This is a genomic window from Bacillus sp. EKM208B (assembly GCF_011800725.1).
In the GTDB taxonomy this organism is placed as follows: Bacteria; Bacillota; Bacilli; order Bacillales; family Bacillaceae; genus Bacillus; species Bacillus velezensis.
Genome location: NZ_JAANHO010000001.1, coordinates 297,488 through 310,878, shown reverse-complemented (window position 1 = coordinate 310,878; position 13,391 = coordinate 297,488). Strand labels below are relative to the sequence as shown.

Sequence of the window (13,391 nt, the reverse complement as noted above, 5' to 3'; positions counted from 1 at the left end):
TCTCATGTTCTATTAAAACATAAAGCGGCGGAGAGATCAGGGGGGATTTTTGATTTCGGCCCATTCAGAAACAAATCCAGGTCATGCCCGCCAGCAAAACGAGAATGATCAGAAGGTCTCCCCAAACAGTGCATACCGCCTTGGCATTAAGTCTGCCCGCCTCCATGGCGTTCCAAAGTTTTGATTGATAAACAGGCACCAACACCATCGCATAGCATGTGCACAAGCAGACAAAAGCCGGCGGGACAAGCGCACATCCATCCTCATGCCAATCATGAATCAGTTCCGGTATACTCACTCCGCTGTCAATGTACAAGTATAATATACCCGCCAGCGGAATGAGCGAACTGATCTGCAGCTCGAAAAGTTTCACCTTCCACTCACGCGCAAACGAAACGGCCCAAATCCATCCCAGCGCATAAAACAATAGAAGAAGCAAAATACTGAAAACAACAAAAATAGCGTCTTGCATCCCATTCAGAACCATAATAAAAAGACTCCCAACGGGCAATGCAAGAATCAAGCCGCAGACGGTAAATACGGTAACGGCTATTTGGGCGCACGCGCCGTACATCCACGAACCTAATCTCATTTTAACACCCCTATATAGATTCCCTATGTATATAGTGAAAAAGATCAGGCAAGTCTCTGCCTGCCTGCGTAAAAACCTATTTTGCCGCAAAACGGAAAACATACCGTCACAACGGCGCATACTGCCGCAAAACTCGGTGTGACCGCCGAAGGAAACAGCCCAGCCGGAACCAGATTGAACAAAAAGACAAACATAAAACATAGATTCGGCACCATTGAAGCCCATACCGTCCGCTCAGCAAGCTTTTTGCCGCCAGCCCCGAACTCCTTGCCAGCTTGATAGCCGATTTGGAACCAATACAGCACATAACCGATCATAATCAGCCATACTGACACGGAAATCCCTTTCCACAGCGCGTCAACAGCGGGATGAATCTCCCACGCGTGCATCATCGTAATCATCGCCCCCATCACAAAAAGACCGCAGTTGCAGAACAGATAAAAGAGCATAAAAGTCCGCGCGGGCACCGCCGAAGCTTTTTGAAAAGCAGAGATAATCTCAGACGGAGTCCCCACTTCCCGCAGAATAAGCGCCATCGCCTCGCTTTCGGTTTTGCCTTTTTTCAGATGATCACGTATGGCATGATGAATATGACTTTCGATTTCTTTTAATAATTCACGGCTTCCGGCCTTGCCTTCCAGCCCTTTTCTGATTTCCTGCACATAAAGGTCTTTATCCATTCTGCCCGCCCCGCTTCAGCATCCGGTCCATCAAAGCAGAGAACAGATTCCATTCCTTCGTCCGTTCGGCTAGAATGTTTTTTCCTTCATCGGTGATCCGGTAATATTTTCGGTCCGGCCCTTTGGTCTGCTTTTCCCAGTAAGAAGAAATATAGCTTTGGCGTTCAAGCTTATGAAGCGATGGGTACAGCGTGCCTTCCTTCATTTGCAGTTCATTCCCGCTTCTTTTCTCCATTTCTTTCACAAGTTCATACCCGTACATGGGCCGTTCATTCAGCAGCGTCAGCACCAGAATGACCGTGCTTCCCTTTACAAGCTCCCTGTTGAGCATTTATTTTCTCACCCTTACCTAGTAACCTTATGTAGGTATTGTACGCACATCCCCCGCGGCTGTCAAATCATTCCTCCAAGCCTTCCGTATTGTGATCGGGAGAAAATCTAACTATAATGAGATATAAAACACTGATGGAGGCCATTGATATGTCAATGCACAAAGCACTTACTATTGCCGGTTCTGATTCCAGCGGCGGCGCGGGAATTCAGGCCGATTTAAAAACATTTCAAGAAAAAAACGTATACGGAATGACGGCTTTGACCGTGATCGTAGCGATGGACCCGGAGAACAGCTGGGATCATCAAGTATTTCCGATCGATGCTGATACGATTCGCGCACAGCTGGCGACGATTGTTGACGGAATCGGCGCAGACGCCATGAAAACGGGAATGCTCCCTACCGTGGAGATCATCGAGCTTGCGGCGAAAACGATTAAAGAAAAACAGCTGAAGAATGTCGTTATCGATCCTGTCATGGTCTGCAAAGGAGCGAACGAAGTGCTGTATCCGGAGCATGCCGAAGCGCTTCGCACCCAATTGGCGCCTCTGGCAACCGTCATCACGCCAAACCTATTTGAAGCAAGCCAGCTGAGCGGTATGGATGAATTAAAAACGGTGGAAGACATGAAAGAAGCGGCCAAGAAAATTCACGAACTCGGCGCGAAATATGTATTGATTACAGGCGGAGGCAAATTGAAACATGAAAAAGCGATCGACGTGCTGTATGACGGAGAAACCGCGGAAGTATTAGAAAGCGAAATGATTGATACACCTTACACGCACGGAGCCGGATGCACATTCTCCGCCGCCGTGACGGCAGAACTGGCCAAAGGCGCTGAAGTGAAGGAAGCCATCTATGCGGCAAAAGAATTTATCACCGCGGCAATCAAAGAATCCTTCCCGCTGAACCAATACATCGGACCGACTAAACATTCGGCGATGCGTCTTAGCGGAAAATAAAATAAATATCCCCCTCATGATCGAGGGGGATTATTTCATTTTTTTCGCGGATGACCGCAAAAACATCTCAATAGACTGCACAAACAGCGCATATTCCTTCATCTGTTCATATGTATGCATCAGCCGATCACTCCATTCATTGTGCGGCTCAGCTCTCTTGAGCATGCGATTCAGCTGAAGCAATACTTCTTTATATTCTTCCCGCTTATCTTCCACTTGCTCTGCGGCTTTGACAAGTAAACGTTTCGGCGTCATCTTCTGATTTTTCAAAACTGAGAAAACAACTCCTTTTATTCCTGGAATCATAGTCTTTCGTTTGAAGAATAGCACAGATGGCATAGGTTTCACATAAGAAAAAAGAACGATTTTCTACAAAAGTGTCCAAATTGATCCATTTATTTCCGTTTTTCCTACCGAAGTGACGGTTACGTCATCATTTCCCGGGAAAGGAAAATATCTGGCACTGAATACCTCTTCTCCATCATTCAAAAACAATTCGATGGAGGATGCATCCAGAAAGAGCTGCACGGAATGCACCTCGCTGACGGCGCAGCTTCTCGTTTCTTTTTCTTCTCCGCTGAAATCGGTGCGCTCCAGCACAGCCAGCCCCTCTTCCTGATGAAATATAAACCGGGCCGCGCCCCGAATTGAGATTTCAAAACCGGATTCGCAAGTGATGTCCTCCAGCAGCACTTCAGCCCGGGACGCATCTTTCACCGGAAGGCTTACAGACGAGCAATTCAATTGAAGACGGCGCTTTTGTTCATCCGTGCGGCGCGATTTCAATTCCGGGAGCGGGCGCTGTATGATTCTGCCGTTGGACAGTGACAGCTGTCTCGGCATCGTTAAGCAGTGAATCCAGTGATACGCATGTGTCGGATGTTTGTCCTCCTGCTGATCCGGAACGCCCATCCACGCGAACAGAATTCTCCGTCCCTTATCATCTTCCAGCGTCTGCGCCGCGTAAAAATCAAATCCTCTGTCAAGCTCTGTAAATTCACCGTGCTTAAATTCTGGCGGCTCTGTATGCAGCCTGCCGAGGAAATAGCCCGCCTGGTGGCTGTTATGATATTTTATCCCGTCGGCTTCAAGCCCCTGCGGACATACGAGCAGCACGTCGGTTCCGTCAAGGGAAAACAGGTCGGGACATTCCCACATATAGCCGAATGACCCGAGACCGCCGGAGTCCGCCCCCGCAATCGCACCGAGAAACGTCCAATCCGTCAAGTTCTCTGATGTGAACAATACAGCGCTTCCGGTGAGCTTTTCTGTCTGCGCGCCGAGCACCATGTAATACGCTCCGTCTTTCTTCCAAACCTTCGGATCACGGAAATGAGCGGTATAGCCTTCCGGGAGACGCGCGACGACTCCTTTTTTTTCAAATACGATCCCGTCTTCGGATACGGCGAGGCATTGATACGTTTCCCGATTGCCTTCTCCGTCACGGACATTGCCTGTGTACATCAGGCAGAGCCGCCCGTCTTTTTCGATGGCGCTTCCGGAATAACAGCCGTTTTTGTCATACCATTCACCCGGCGCAAGCGCGATTTCTTCTTCTTTCCAATTAACGAAATCCTTCGTCGTCACATGCGCCCAAAATTTCGCGCCGTGCCCCGTATGAAATGGCTGCCATTGAAAAAACAAGTGATATACGCCGTTCCATTGGATCACGCCGTTCGGATCATTTAAAAGCCCGACCGGCGGCATAATATGATAGTTCTGGCGGTATGGATCTGACGCGGCTGTTTCTTGCCGCTTCTTTTTCGCTTCCTCAGCCTGCAGGCGCAGCTCTTGATCCGGTGTCCTCATTTGACGGCCTCCTTTTCTTTAGCTCCCATAATGTAAGCGGCAATAAACGCCGAGACAGAGGCGATGCCCATTCCGATCAGATAGTTTATTAGATTTCCTAAACCGAGCGGAGCCGTGATGGCAATCATCGGAATTCCGGTCAGACCGTAGGCATTGGCGGCGACACCGGTCACCACGACATAGGCTCCTCCCAGCGCTCCGCCGATCATTCCCGCGATAAACGGCTTGCGGTATCTTAGGTTCACACCGAAAATGACTGGTTCGGTTACGCCGAGAAAAGCGGAAAAGGCGGCAGGCAAAGCGATTTCTTTCATTTTCGCTTTTTTCGTCAGGAAAAATACAGCCAGTCCCGCCGCGCCCTGAGCGACATTCGCCATCGACCAGATAGGAAGGATATAGTTTCTGCCCAAATCAGCGATGAGGCCGGCCTCAATCGCATGAAAGCTGTGATGCACACCGGTAAGCACAATAAGCGGATAAAGACCTCCGAAAAGCAGTCCGGCAACAATGCCCGCATGATCATACACATACGTCAGCGAGACGGTAATGCCTGATCCGATCGCCCTGCCAAGCGGACCGATTGCGATAAAGGTGATAAATCCCGTGACAATCACCGTGACAAACGGCGTGACCAATAAATCGAATGCGTGAGGCACAATTTTTCTCGTGCCCTTTTCCACTTTGCTCATAATGTAAACGGCTAACAGTACGGGGATGACCGTCCCTTGGTAGCCGAGCAGCGCAATGTCGAAGCCGAAGAGCTGCATAAAATCAGGCGGTACATCCGCAAGCCCCCACGGATTCAAAAGCGCCGGATGGATCATAATTCCCCCGAGCACGGCACCGAGAAAGGCATTACCGCCAAATTCTTTCGCCGCGCTGAACCCGATGAATACGGGCAGGAAGATAAACGCCGCGCTTGAAAACATGTCTAGAAGCTTAAACAGCGATGATTGTTCAGACACCCAGTGAAAAGCCTTCATCATGCCGAGCAGCCCCATTAAAAGTCCGCTTGCCACGATAGCCGGAATGATGGGAACGAATATGTTAGACAGTGTTTTCGCAAATCTTGCGGCCGGATTCAGCTTTTTTTTCGCTGCGTCCTGATGTGTCTCACGATCCTCCCGCTCCAAATCGGCTTCTTTTGAAAAAGCGTCATACACTTTATTCACGAGGCCGGTGCCGAATATAATCTGATATTGCCCCGAGCTGCTGAAAGCCCCTTTTACTCCTTCTGTCTCTTCAATGCCGGCCTGGCTGATCTTCTGTTCATCTTGAATGACGAGCCTGAGCCGTGTGGCGCAATGTGTCGCGCTGATGATATTTGATTTCCCTCCGATGTGTTTGATAAGCTGTTTTGCCGTTTCTTGATAATTCATTATGTATCCCCCTTTCTAAAATCAAAAAAGACCTAAAATTCGCCAACGAAAAAGGTCAGCATGATCCCTTTTTCATGTACGCAAATTTTAGGTCTTGCCTGCATTACCAGTCACAATCCCGCCGGATTCAGTTTTTTTAATGCGCTTTCATTCTATTCCATGATAGCGCTTTCGTCAATATGTTTTCAAAAAAAAAGTCTGTTTCTCGAAACAGACGCGTTATTCCGGGTTTTTTTGCAGACGCTGGACATGCAGCGTGATATAGCCGGCCTCGGATTCCGGCAGTTCCAAATCATATTCAGTTTTTAAAAACGCCGCCAGTTCAAGCGCACACCGATAAGCAAACGGATACTTTTTTTGGATGAAATAAAGCATCTCCTCGTCCATGGAATGGAGTGCTTCATTTGAGTCCAACCGGCTGACCGCATACCGCAAGTGCGTGACGAGGCGCTGATAGGAAATACTGTCTTCATCCACCTTCTGTTCGAAAAAGGATTCGATCTTTTCGATCATTTCTTTGATCATGGTTGTATGCTTCATCGCCGAATACATGCTTTTGGCATCCGCCTTGGCAGTGTGGATATGAAGCGCGATATACCCCGCCTCATCATCAGGCAATGATATACCGAGGGTTTGTTTCACGTGTTCAACCGCCCAGCGGCCGATCTCATATTCTTTTTTATAAAGCGCCTTAATTTCATGAAGCAATCGGTTATGCACCTGAAGGCCGTTTTGAATCCTTTCGATCGCAAAGGATAAATGGTCCGCCAGCGCAATGTGGATGTGATCGTTCAAAGGTGCCGCAAGCTCTCCCTCCGCATGGCTGATGATATCTTCAGCCGCCTCTATATGCTCTTCGGGAAGCGTTTCTAACACTTGTTTGAACTTTTCATTTTCGTCGTGCACGACAAATATTTTTTCAATTTTATGCTTTTGAATCACATCATTTTTTCTCTTTTGAAAAGCGATTCCGGGACCCATTACGATCTTTTCCCGTCCGTCTTCTTTTATTAACGCCGCATTGTTGTTTAATACTTTGTCTATTCTCAAGAGGTTCGCTCCCGTTCATATGTTTAGTGGGATTGTACCCTCTTTTTCATATGATGTAAAGGTGCCGGACCCGCGCGCTCCCGTTTCGGCAATTCTTTGCGGACAGGCATCCATCGGTTTTTATCCAGCCTGCCGCGGGCCGATTTCGTTTCATCGGTCAAATCCGCCGATCGGACACGGCTCACAAACGAAAAAGCCCCAGCCGTCCGCTTCGCTTTCTTATGATAAGCCGCTTGGTTTCCGTACACGGCGGCTAATGGATATCTTCCGTTACCCGGCGCCATCCAGTTCATCAGAAAGACCATCCACACCCGTAAAGATACTAGCAAACGTTTCATTGCAAATCATCCCTCCGCTTCTTTTTGACAGACAGCTTGTTCGCAGGCCTGTTTTTCTCTCCGCTTTAACGGAAAAGGCGGCCGATCCTTCTCCGCTAAAAACTAGCGGGTCTAGCAACCCTATGACTCTATGATAGACGCGGCCGGGCGAATTGTTTGTCACAATATGAGTGAAAAAACAAACTAGTTTTCAGAAGTTTTGTTGAAAGCTGATGGAAATGACCTGAAAAATGGAAAAGCCGATAAAAAAAGTTATACACACCTTATCCCTTGGTTAAGCACAGCTTAAACACAGTGTATATCCACATATCCACAAACTCGGTCTATATTTTGTATAGGAACATTCGTTCCCAACAATATATATACACAAATTTATTCAGTTATACACAGGATTCTGTGTATAACTCCCTCCTTATTCACAGACCAATTTCCATAAATGAGTCATATGTCACAAGGATTATTTTGAATTTTCAAGAAATATATACTAGATTTCTAATTTAGATAAAGAAAAAGGGGGAAACACGATTGAAAAAAGGAATCATCCGTTATCTGCTTCCGGCTTTTGTCTTATCCTTTACCTTATCCACAAGTTCACAGGCTGCGCCGGCTTCAAAACCGCAAACTCCTGATCTTGAGAAGGCTGAGGTGTTCGGTGACATTGATATGACCACCGGCAAACAAACGACAGTCATCGTGGAGCTGAAGGAAAAGTCACTGGCGGAAGCAAAGGAACTCGGCAAAGCACAGACAAAAAGCAAGCTGAAAAGCGAACGCTCAAAAGTGAAAAAGAAAGCGCTCAAAACCATTAAACACGGAAAAATCAACAGGGAATATGAGCAAGTGTTTTCCGGCTTCTCCATGAAACTCCCGGCAAATGAAATCCCCAAACTGCTGAGTGATCAGGATGTCAAAGCGGTTTATCCGAATGTCACCTATCATACCGATCAGCTCAAAGATAAAGACATCACCCTATCTAAGGATGCCGTGTCTCCGCAGATGGATGACAGCGCGCCTTATATAGGGGCAAATGACGCGTGGAAGCTCGGCTATACGGGTAAAGGCGTCAAGGTTGCCATTATTGATACCGGTGTCGAATATAAACACCCTGACTTAAAGAAAAATTTCGGACAATATAAAGGATACGATTTTGTGGATAACGATTACGATCCTGAAGAAACGCCGTCCGGTGATCCGAGAGGCGCGTCGACTGACCACGGAACCCATGTCGCGGGCACGGTAGCGGCAAACGGAACGATTAAAGGCGTCGCGCCGGATGCTACACTCCTTGCCTACCGTGTGCTCGGTCCGGGCGGAAGCGGAACAACAGAGAACGTCATCGCCGGCATCGAACGCGCCGTACAGGACGGAGCGGATGTCATGAACCTTTCTCTCGGCAATTCTGTGAATAACCCAGACTGGGCGACAAGCACGGCGCTTGACTGGGCGATGTCAGAAGGCGTCACGGCCGTTACATCAAACGGAAACAGCGGGCCGAACAATTGGACCGTCGGCTCTCCGGGAACGTCCAGAGAAGCCATCTCCGTCGGAGCGACCCAGCTGCCGCTGAACGAGTACGCCGTCTCCTTCGGTTCCTATTCCTCAGCGAAAGTAATGGGCTACAACAAAGAAGATGACATAAAAGCACTGAATAAAAAAGAAACAGAGCTCATAGAGGCGGGTATCGGCGAGCAAAAGGATTTTGAAGGCAAAGATCTGAAAGGAAAAGTCGCTGTCGTCAAACGGGGCAGCATCGCCTTTGTGGATAAAGCCGACAACGCCAAAAAAGCGGGCGCGATCGGTATGGTTGTGTATAACAATGCCCCGGGAGATATTGAAGCCAACGTACCGGGCATGTCAGTGCCGACGATTAAGCTTTCATCAGAAGACGGCGAAAAACTCGTCAGCCAATTAAAAGCGGGCGGCACAAAAGCGACATTCAATTTATCCGTGGCTAAATCGCTCACTGAACAAATGGCAGACTTTTCGTCACGCGGTCCGGTTATGGACACGTGGATGATTAAACCTGACGTCTCCGCTCCCGGCGTAAACATCGTCAGCACCATTCCGACCCATGATCCGGCCGACCCGTACGGCTACGGATCGAAGCAGGGAACGAGTATGGCTTCCCCGCATGTAGCCGGCGCAGCTGCCGTCATCAAGCAGGCCAAACCGAAATGGAGCCCGGAACAAATAAAAGCCGCTCTCATGAACACCGCGGAAACCTTAACGGACGCGGACGGTGACGTATACCCGCATAATGCGCAAGGCGCCGGAAGCATCAGAATCATGAAGGCGATCAAAGCAGACTCCTTAGTCGCCCCGGGAAGTTATTCTTACGGAACGTTTATGAAAGACAAAGGCAATGAAACGAAAAAAGAAACCTTTACAATTGAAAACCAATCGTCCATCAGAAAATCATATCAGCTCGAGTACTCTTTCGACGGCACGGGCATTACCGTTTCGGGCACAGACCGGGTCGTGATCCCCGCTCATCAAACCGGAAAGGTCAATGCCAAAGTAAAGGTCAATGCCAAAAAAGTAAAGGCAGGCACCTATGAGGGAACCGTCACAGTGCGTGAAGGCGGAAAAACAGTCGCAAAAGTGCCGACGCTGCTGATTGTAAAAGAGCCGGACTATCCGCGCGTGACGTCAATCGACGTGCAGGACGGCACAACGCAGGGAACCTACCAAATTGAAACCTATCTTCCGGCGGGAGCCGAAGAGCTTGCCTTCCTTGTATATGACAGTAATCTTGACTTTGTCGGCCAAGCCGGCATTTACAAAAAGCAGGATAAAGGCTATCAATATTTCGACTGGAACGGCAAAGTCAATGGTGACACCGCACTGCCGGCAGGAGAATATTATATGCTGGCCTATGCCGCGAACAAAGGGAAATCAAGCCAGGTGCTGACTGAAAAACCTTTTATCATTGAATAACCGAACAACCCTGCTGGAGCATCAGCAGGGTTTCTTTCTGATCATTCGGCAAAAGCTTCTCGAAGCAGGCGGTATGACTGAAGTTTATCTTCAAAATGATGAGTAATGGTCACAGCCATCACTTCTTCTGTTCCGTATGCTTTACTGAGAGCCAGAATCTGTTCTTTCACTTGCAGCTTCGTTCCGATGATCATTCGATTCCGATTATCGGCAATTCGTCTTTGTTCATACGGTGTATACGTATTTCCGCGGACGGTTTCGTAAGACGGTACACCGTGAAGCGGAATCCCCTGTTCACCCGCAAGCAGTGTATAATCCATGACAGCCGCGAGTTCCTCCGCTTTCTCCTCCGTATCCGCGCACAGCACAAACACCGCCACGGCCGTTTTTGATTCTTTTCCTAATGCGGAAGGTTTAAATCTGCGCTTATATTGTGCCGTCGTGCTTTCTCCGCCTTCTCCATTAATAAAGTGGGCAAACATATAGCCTGCTCCCGTTTCTGCGCTCAGAAGCGCGCTTTCCCCCGATGAACCGAGAAGCCAGACTTCCGGCGCCGTCTTAATAAGGGGTGATGCGGTCAGATTCGGAAAACGGTGATTGTCATCGGCTGCATCATGCAAATACATCGCCAGCTCACGAATCTGCTGCGGATATTGATCAGCATTCCGCTTCCCGCCGTCATTCAGCGCCCATGATGCGATCGGCATTCCGCCCGGCGCTCTCCCTAATCCGAGATCGATTCTGCCCGGCGTCAAACCTTCAAGCACGCGGAAATTCTCCGCCACCTTATATGCGCTGTAATGCGGAAGCATGACACCGCCTGATCCTACACGAATCTCATTCGTTTTCGCCGCAATATGGCTGATCAGCACTTCAGGGCTTGAACCCGCCAACCGCTCTGAAAAATGATGCTCTGACACCCAAAACCTCTTATATCCGAGCTTTTCCGCCTCCTGCGCCAGTCTTACTGTATTCCGCAGCGCGCTTTCCGCGGAACTCCCTTCTGATACAGGAGATTGATCTAATATGCTTAATGAAATCATCACTGTCACCTCCTCAACATCGTACCACTGCTAAGCCGTTTTTTCTTTCTGTATGCTTATAAGCATCCCTGATGATAAACATTTATATACCTTGTTCCATTTTGTCGAAATATGTTACACGTGAAACATAAAAAAACCTCTCCCGGTCAGGAGAGGTTTTTTCTTAATTCTTTTGAAAACCTTTATCTTTTACATATTGATTTAAATAGGTTCTCGGTTTTTGTTTCATGAACTGCAGGATTTGATCAGACCACGTTTCAACCCGCTTGCCGTTTGTCCGTTTATCATAATAAGCGGAAATGGTTTCATCATATTCCTTCATATAACTGCGGAAGTGTTCTTCATTCGTATCGTACGTGTTTTCATGATATACGGCTTGTTTCGGCAGGCGCGGCTTTTGACCGGACGGATGAGCGGGATGACCGACTACCAAGCCGAACAGCGGCAGCACATGGTCAGGTGTTCCAAGCACTTCTGTCACCTGATCAAGTTCATTTCGAATGCCTCCGATATAACAAATGCCAAGTCCCATTGATTCCGCGGCAACACTTACGTTTTGTGCGGCAAGTGCGGCATCAATGACGCTGACCATAAACATTTCCGTATTCTCAAGAAGCTCTGTAATGTTTTCGCCTTTTTCCTCAGCAAGTTTTTTATGGCGGTACAAATCAGCGCAGAACACAAACAAGTGCCCGTTATTTTCGACGTAAGGCTGGTTTCCGGCCAGTGCCGCCAGCTTCCGCTTTTTCTCCTTATCAGTTACGCCGATGATGGAGTAAGCCTGCACGTAACTGGACGTTGACGCCGCCTGGGCGCTTTTCACTAATGTATCTATCTCTTCTGCTGTCAGAAGCTCGTCAGTAAATGATCGGATCGACCGATGATTAAGTATGGTTTCGATGGTATTGTTCATATAAAAGCCTCCTTCTTTATATATCATATCCGAAAGGGAATCATGTCAAAAGCGAAATGCTCTAAACAAAAAAAGACAGCCCGAAAAACGAGCCGTCTCACATTAAGAATTGAACAAGTAGCTTTTATATTTCGTCAGCTGCACACTTGCGTTATATACGATCCCGAAGCTGATTAATGTAGAAAGCACCGAGCTCCCCCCATAACTGACAAACAGCAGCGGAATACCGGTAACCGGCATAATGCCGATATTCATCCCGATGTTCTGGAAGGTGTGAATCACGATAAGTGCAGTAAATCCTACGCAAAAAAACGCGCCAAATCGGTTAAACGCATGCAAGCGGTCAATCAGCACCACAAGCCTGTAAATTAAAAAGAAAAACATGACAACCGCAATGGCGCAGCCTAAAAATCCAAAACTTTCACCCAAAATCGCAAAGATAAAGTCGGTCTGTCCCTCAGGTACGTACACCTTCAGATTATGAACGCCGTTTCCGGTAATGCCGCCCGATCCGATCGCCATAACGGCCTGATCCACCTGCCAGCTTTTATCGCTCTCTGCCTGAGTCGTTGCCGCACTGGAGTCAGACATCCACGATGTAATCCGGTTAATTTGATAATCCGCAATGCCGATTGAATTCGCCACATGGGGAAATTCAATCACGAGAACTAAGAAAAGGCCAAGCACAAGCGCAGCCGAACCGCCGATGATGGTGATCAGCTTCCAGTTTACACCCGACATAAACACCATCACCATAACGATAAACAGACAGATCGCACCCGTTCCGGCATCCTGCAAAACGATCAGCCCGAGCGGAATGACCGTCCATGCCGCAATTTTCAAGAGCAGATTCACATCTTCCCGAAGTGATCTTTGATCTTTCGGGCCCGCCTTCGATATAATGGACGCGACCATCATCATAATTCCTATTTTCGTGAACTCTGAAGGTTGAAGAGTGAAGCTGCCGATTTTAAACCAGCTCTTCGCTCCGTTTTTAATCGGCGCGATGGATTCCGGCGCCACACGTAAAAGGAGCAGCGACAGCACGCCGGCAATCAATACGTACAGACTCAGTTTTTCAAGCTGCTCTAAATCAAAATACATGATACTGACCATGAGACCGGCTCCGATGACATAAAAGACGATTTGTCTCATCCAGGCATCACTTCCGTACTGCCCGAACTGTCCGGCCGCATAAATCGCCGCAACACTAATTATTAAAAACACACCAAATATAAAAATCAAATCCCCCTGATAATAGGGATTTTGCTGTTTCTTATATCGACTCATTCTATCCCGCCTTACATTTTCATCGGAAGTCACTATTGTTTATTATACATGAACACCGTTCAAGAAA

Annotated in this window: 13 protein-coding genes; 2 read left to right on the top strand and 11 right to left on the bottom strand. The window is 48.1% G+C overall.

Features of this window, described 5'->3' with window-relative positions; all coding sequences use genetic code 11:
• Positions 1–64 precede the first annotated feature (64 nt).
• The 3 genes from G9F75_RS01535 to G9F75_RS01525 are packed head-to-tail and all read right to left on the bottom strand — an operon-like array spanning position 65 to position 1,603.
• A complete protein-coding gene (locus G9F75_RS01535; RefSeq protein ID WP_100262078.1) occupies positions 65–592 on the bottom strand; it encodes a hypothetical protein in 528 nt (175 codons plus the stop codon).
• Positions 593–636: 44 nt separating this feature from the next.
• Positions 637–1,272: a permease prefix domain 1-containing protein gene (locus G9F75_RS01530; protein ID WP_100262079.1), complete on the bottom strand. Its 636-nt coding sequence runs from the start codon at positions 1,270–1,272 to the stop codon at positions 637–639.
• Positions 1,265–1,603 carry a PadR family transcriptional regulator gene (locus tag G9F75_RS01525; protein ID WP_003150960.1) on the bottom strand — a complete coding sequence of 113 codons (339 nt, stop codon included), beginning with the start codon at positions 1,601–1,603 and terminating at the stop codon, positions 1,265–1,267. Before G9F75_RS01525 ends, G9F75_RS01530 begins: the two co-directional genes overlap by 8 nt.
• A gap of 149 nt (positions 1,604–1,752) precedes the next feature.
• Here G9F75_RS01525 and G9F75_RS01520 point away from each other — a divergent pair, with 149 nt between their 5' ends.
• Positions 1,753–2,565 (top strand): bifunctional hydroxymethylpyrimidine kinase/phosphomethylpyrimidine kinase, encoded by an 813-nt coding sequence (locus G9F75_RS01520; protein ID WP_021494752.1) that lies wholly within the window; start codon positions 1,753–1,755, stop codon positions 2,563–2,565.
• Between the two features lie 30 nt (positions 2,566–2,595).
• Here G9F75_RS01520 and G9F75_RS01515 read toward each other — a convergent pair whose 3' ends face one another.
• The 5 genes from G9F75_RS01515 to G9F75_RS01495 all read right to left on the bottom strand — a co-directional run bounded on the left by G9F75_RS01515 (position 2,596) and on the right by G9F75_RS01495 (position 7,141).
• Positions 2,596–2,871, bottom strand: coding sequence for a hypothetical protein (locus G9F75_RS01515; protein ID WP_260399097.1), 276 nt, complete (start codon positions 2,869–2,871; stop codon positions 2,596–2,598).
• Between the two features lie 63 nt (positions 2,872–2,934).
• Entirely contained in the window at positions 2,935–4,374 is a 1,440-nt protein-coding gene (locus tag G9F75_RS01510) for a sucrose-6-phosphate hydrolase (protein WP_106067796.1), read from the bottom strand.
• Complete coding sequence (locus G9F75_RS01505) at positions 4,371–5,753, bottom strand: sucrose-specific PTS transporter subunit IIBC (protein ID WP_014419178.1); 1,383 nt, start codon at positions 5,751–5,753, stop codon at positions 4,371–4,373. The genes G9F75_RS01510 and G9F75_RS01505 overlap by 4 nt, the downstream gene beginning before the upstream one ends.
• 219 nt (positions 5,754–5,972) lie before the next feature.
• A complete protein-coding gene (locus tag G9F75_RS01500; protein WP_014419179.1) occupies positions 5,973–6,803 on the bottom strand; it encodes a PRD domain-containing protein in 831 nt (276 codons plus the stop codon).
• Positions 6,804–6,826: 23 nt separating this feature from the next.
• Complete coding sequence (locus G9F75_RS01495; protein ID WP_003150952.1) at positions 6,827–7,141, bottom strand: hypothetical protein; 315 nt, start codon at positions 7,139–7,141, stop codon at positions 6,827–6,829.
• Between the two features lie 525 nt (positions 7,142–7,666).
• On the opposite strand from G9F75_RS01495, the gene G9F75_RS01490 reads away from it, so the two are divergent.
• Positions 7,667–10,078 carry a S8 family peptidase gene (locus G9F75_RS01490; RefSeq protein ID WP_167408891.1) on the top strand — a complete coding sequence of 804 codons (2,412 nt, stop codon included), beginning with the start codon at positions 7,667–7,669 and terminating at the stop codon, positions 10,076–10,078.
• Between the two features lie 41 nt (positions 10,079–10,119).
• On the opposite strand, the gene G9F75_RS01485 is transcribed toward G9F75_RS01490, so the two are convergent.
• The 3 genes from G9F75_RS01485 to G9F75_RS01475 form a co-directional block, all read right to left on the bottom strand.
• Positions 10,120–11,121, bottom strand: a complete 1,002-nt coding sequence (locus G9F75_RS01485) for an LLM class flavin-dependent oxidoreductase (RefSeq protein ID WP_094296203.1) — start codon at positions 11,119–11,121, stop codon at positions 10,120–10,122.
• A gap of 163 nt (positions 11,122–11,284) precedes the next feature.
• Positions 11,285–12,034, bottom strand: coding sequence for an oxygen-insensitive NADPH nitroreductase (gene nfsA, locus G9F75_RS01480; protein WP_007407708.1), 750 nt, complete (start codon positions 12,032–12,034; stop codon positions 11,285–11,287).
• Positions 12,035–12,136: 102 nt separating this feature from the next.
• On the bottom strand, positions 12,137–13,324 hold the full coding sequence (locus G9F75_RS01475; RefSeq protein ID WP_095060324.1) for an FtsW/RodA/SpoVE family cell cycle protein: 1,188 nt from the start codon (positions 13,322–13,324) through the stop codon (positions 12,137–12,139).
• Between the last annotated feature and the right edge of the window lie 67 nt (positions 13,325–13,391).

Coding starts and splice junctions, on each gene's coding strand:
- G9F75_RS01535 (WP_100262078.1), bottom strand. CDS start 592: ATGAGATTAGGTTCGTGGATGTACGGCGCGTGCGCCCAAATAGCCGTT.
- G9F75_RS01530 (WP_100262079.1), bottom strand. CDS start 1,272: ATGGATAAAGACCTTTATGTGCAGGAAATCAGAAAAGGGCTGGAAGGC.
- G9F75_RS01525 (WP_003150960.1), bottom strand. CDS start 1,603: ATGCTCAACAGGGAGCTTGTAAAGGGAAGCACGGTCATTCTGGTGCTG.
- G9F75_RS01520 (WP_021494752.1), top strand. CDS start 1,753: ATGTCAATGCACAAAGCACTTACTATTGCCGGTTCTGATTCCAGCGGC.
- G9F75_RS01515 (WP_260399097.1), bottom strand. CDS start 2,871: ATGATTCCAGGAATAAAAGGAGTTGTTTTCTCAGTTTTGAAAAATCAG.
- G9F75_RS01510 (WP_106067796.1), bottom strand. CDS start 4,374: ATGAGGACACCGGATCAAGAGCTGCGCCTGCAGGCTGAGGAAGCGAAA.
- G9F75_RS01505 (WP_014419178.1), bottom strand. CDS start 5,753: ATGAATTATCAAGAAACGGCAAAACAGCTTATCAAACACATCGGAGGG.
- G9F75_RS01495 (WP_003150952.1), bottom strand. CDS start 7,141: ATGAAACGTTTGCTAGTATCTTTACGGGTGTGGATGGTCTTTCTGATG.
- G9F75_RS01485 (WP_094296203.1), bottom strand. CDS start 11,121: ATGATTTCATTAAGCATATTAGATCAATCTCCTGTATCAGAAGGGAGT.
- nfsA (WP_007407708.1), bottom strand. CDS start 12,034: ATGAACAATACCATCGAAACCATACTTAATCATCGGTCGATCCGATCA.
- G9F75_RS01475 (WP_095060324.1), bottom strand. CDS start 13,324: ATGAGTCGATATAAGAAACAGCAAAATCCCTATTATCAGGGGGATTTG.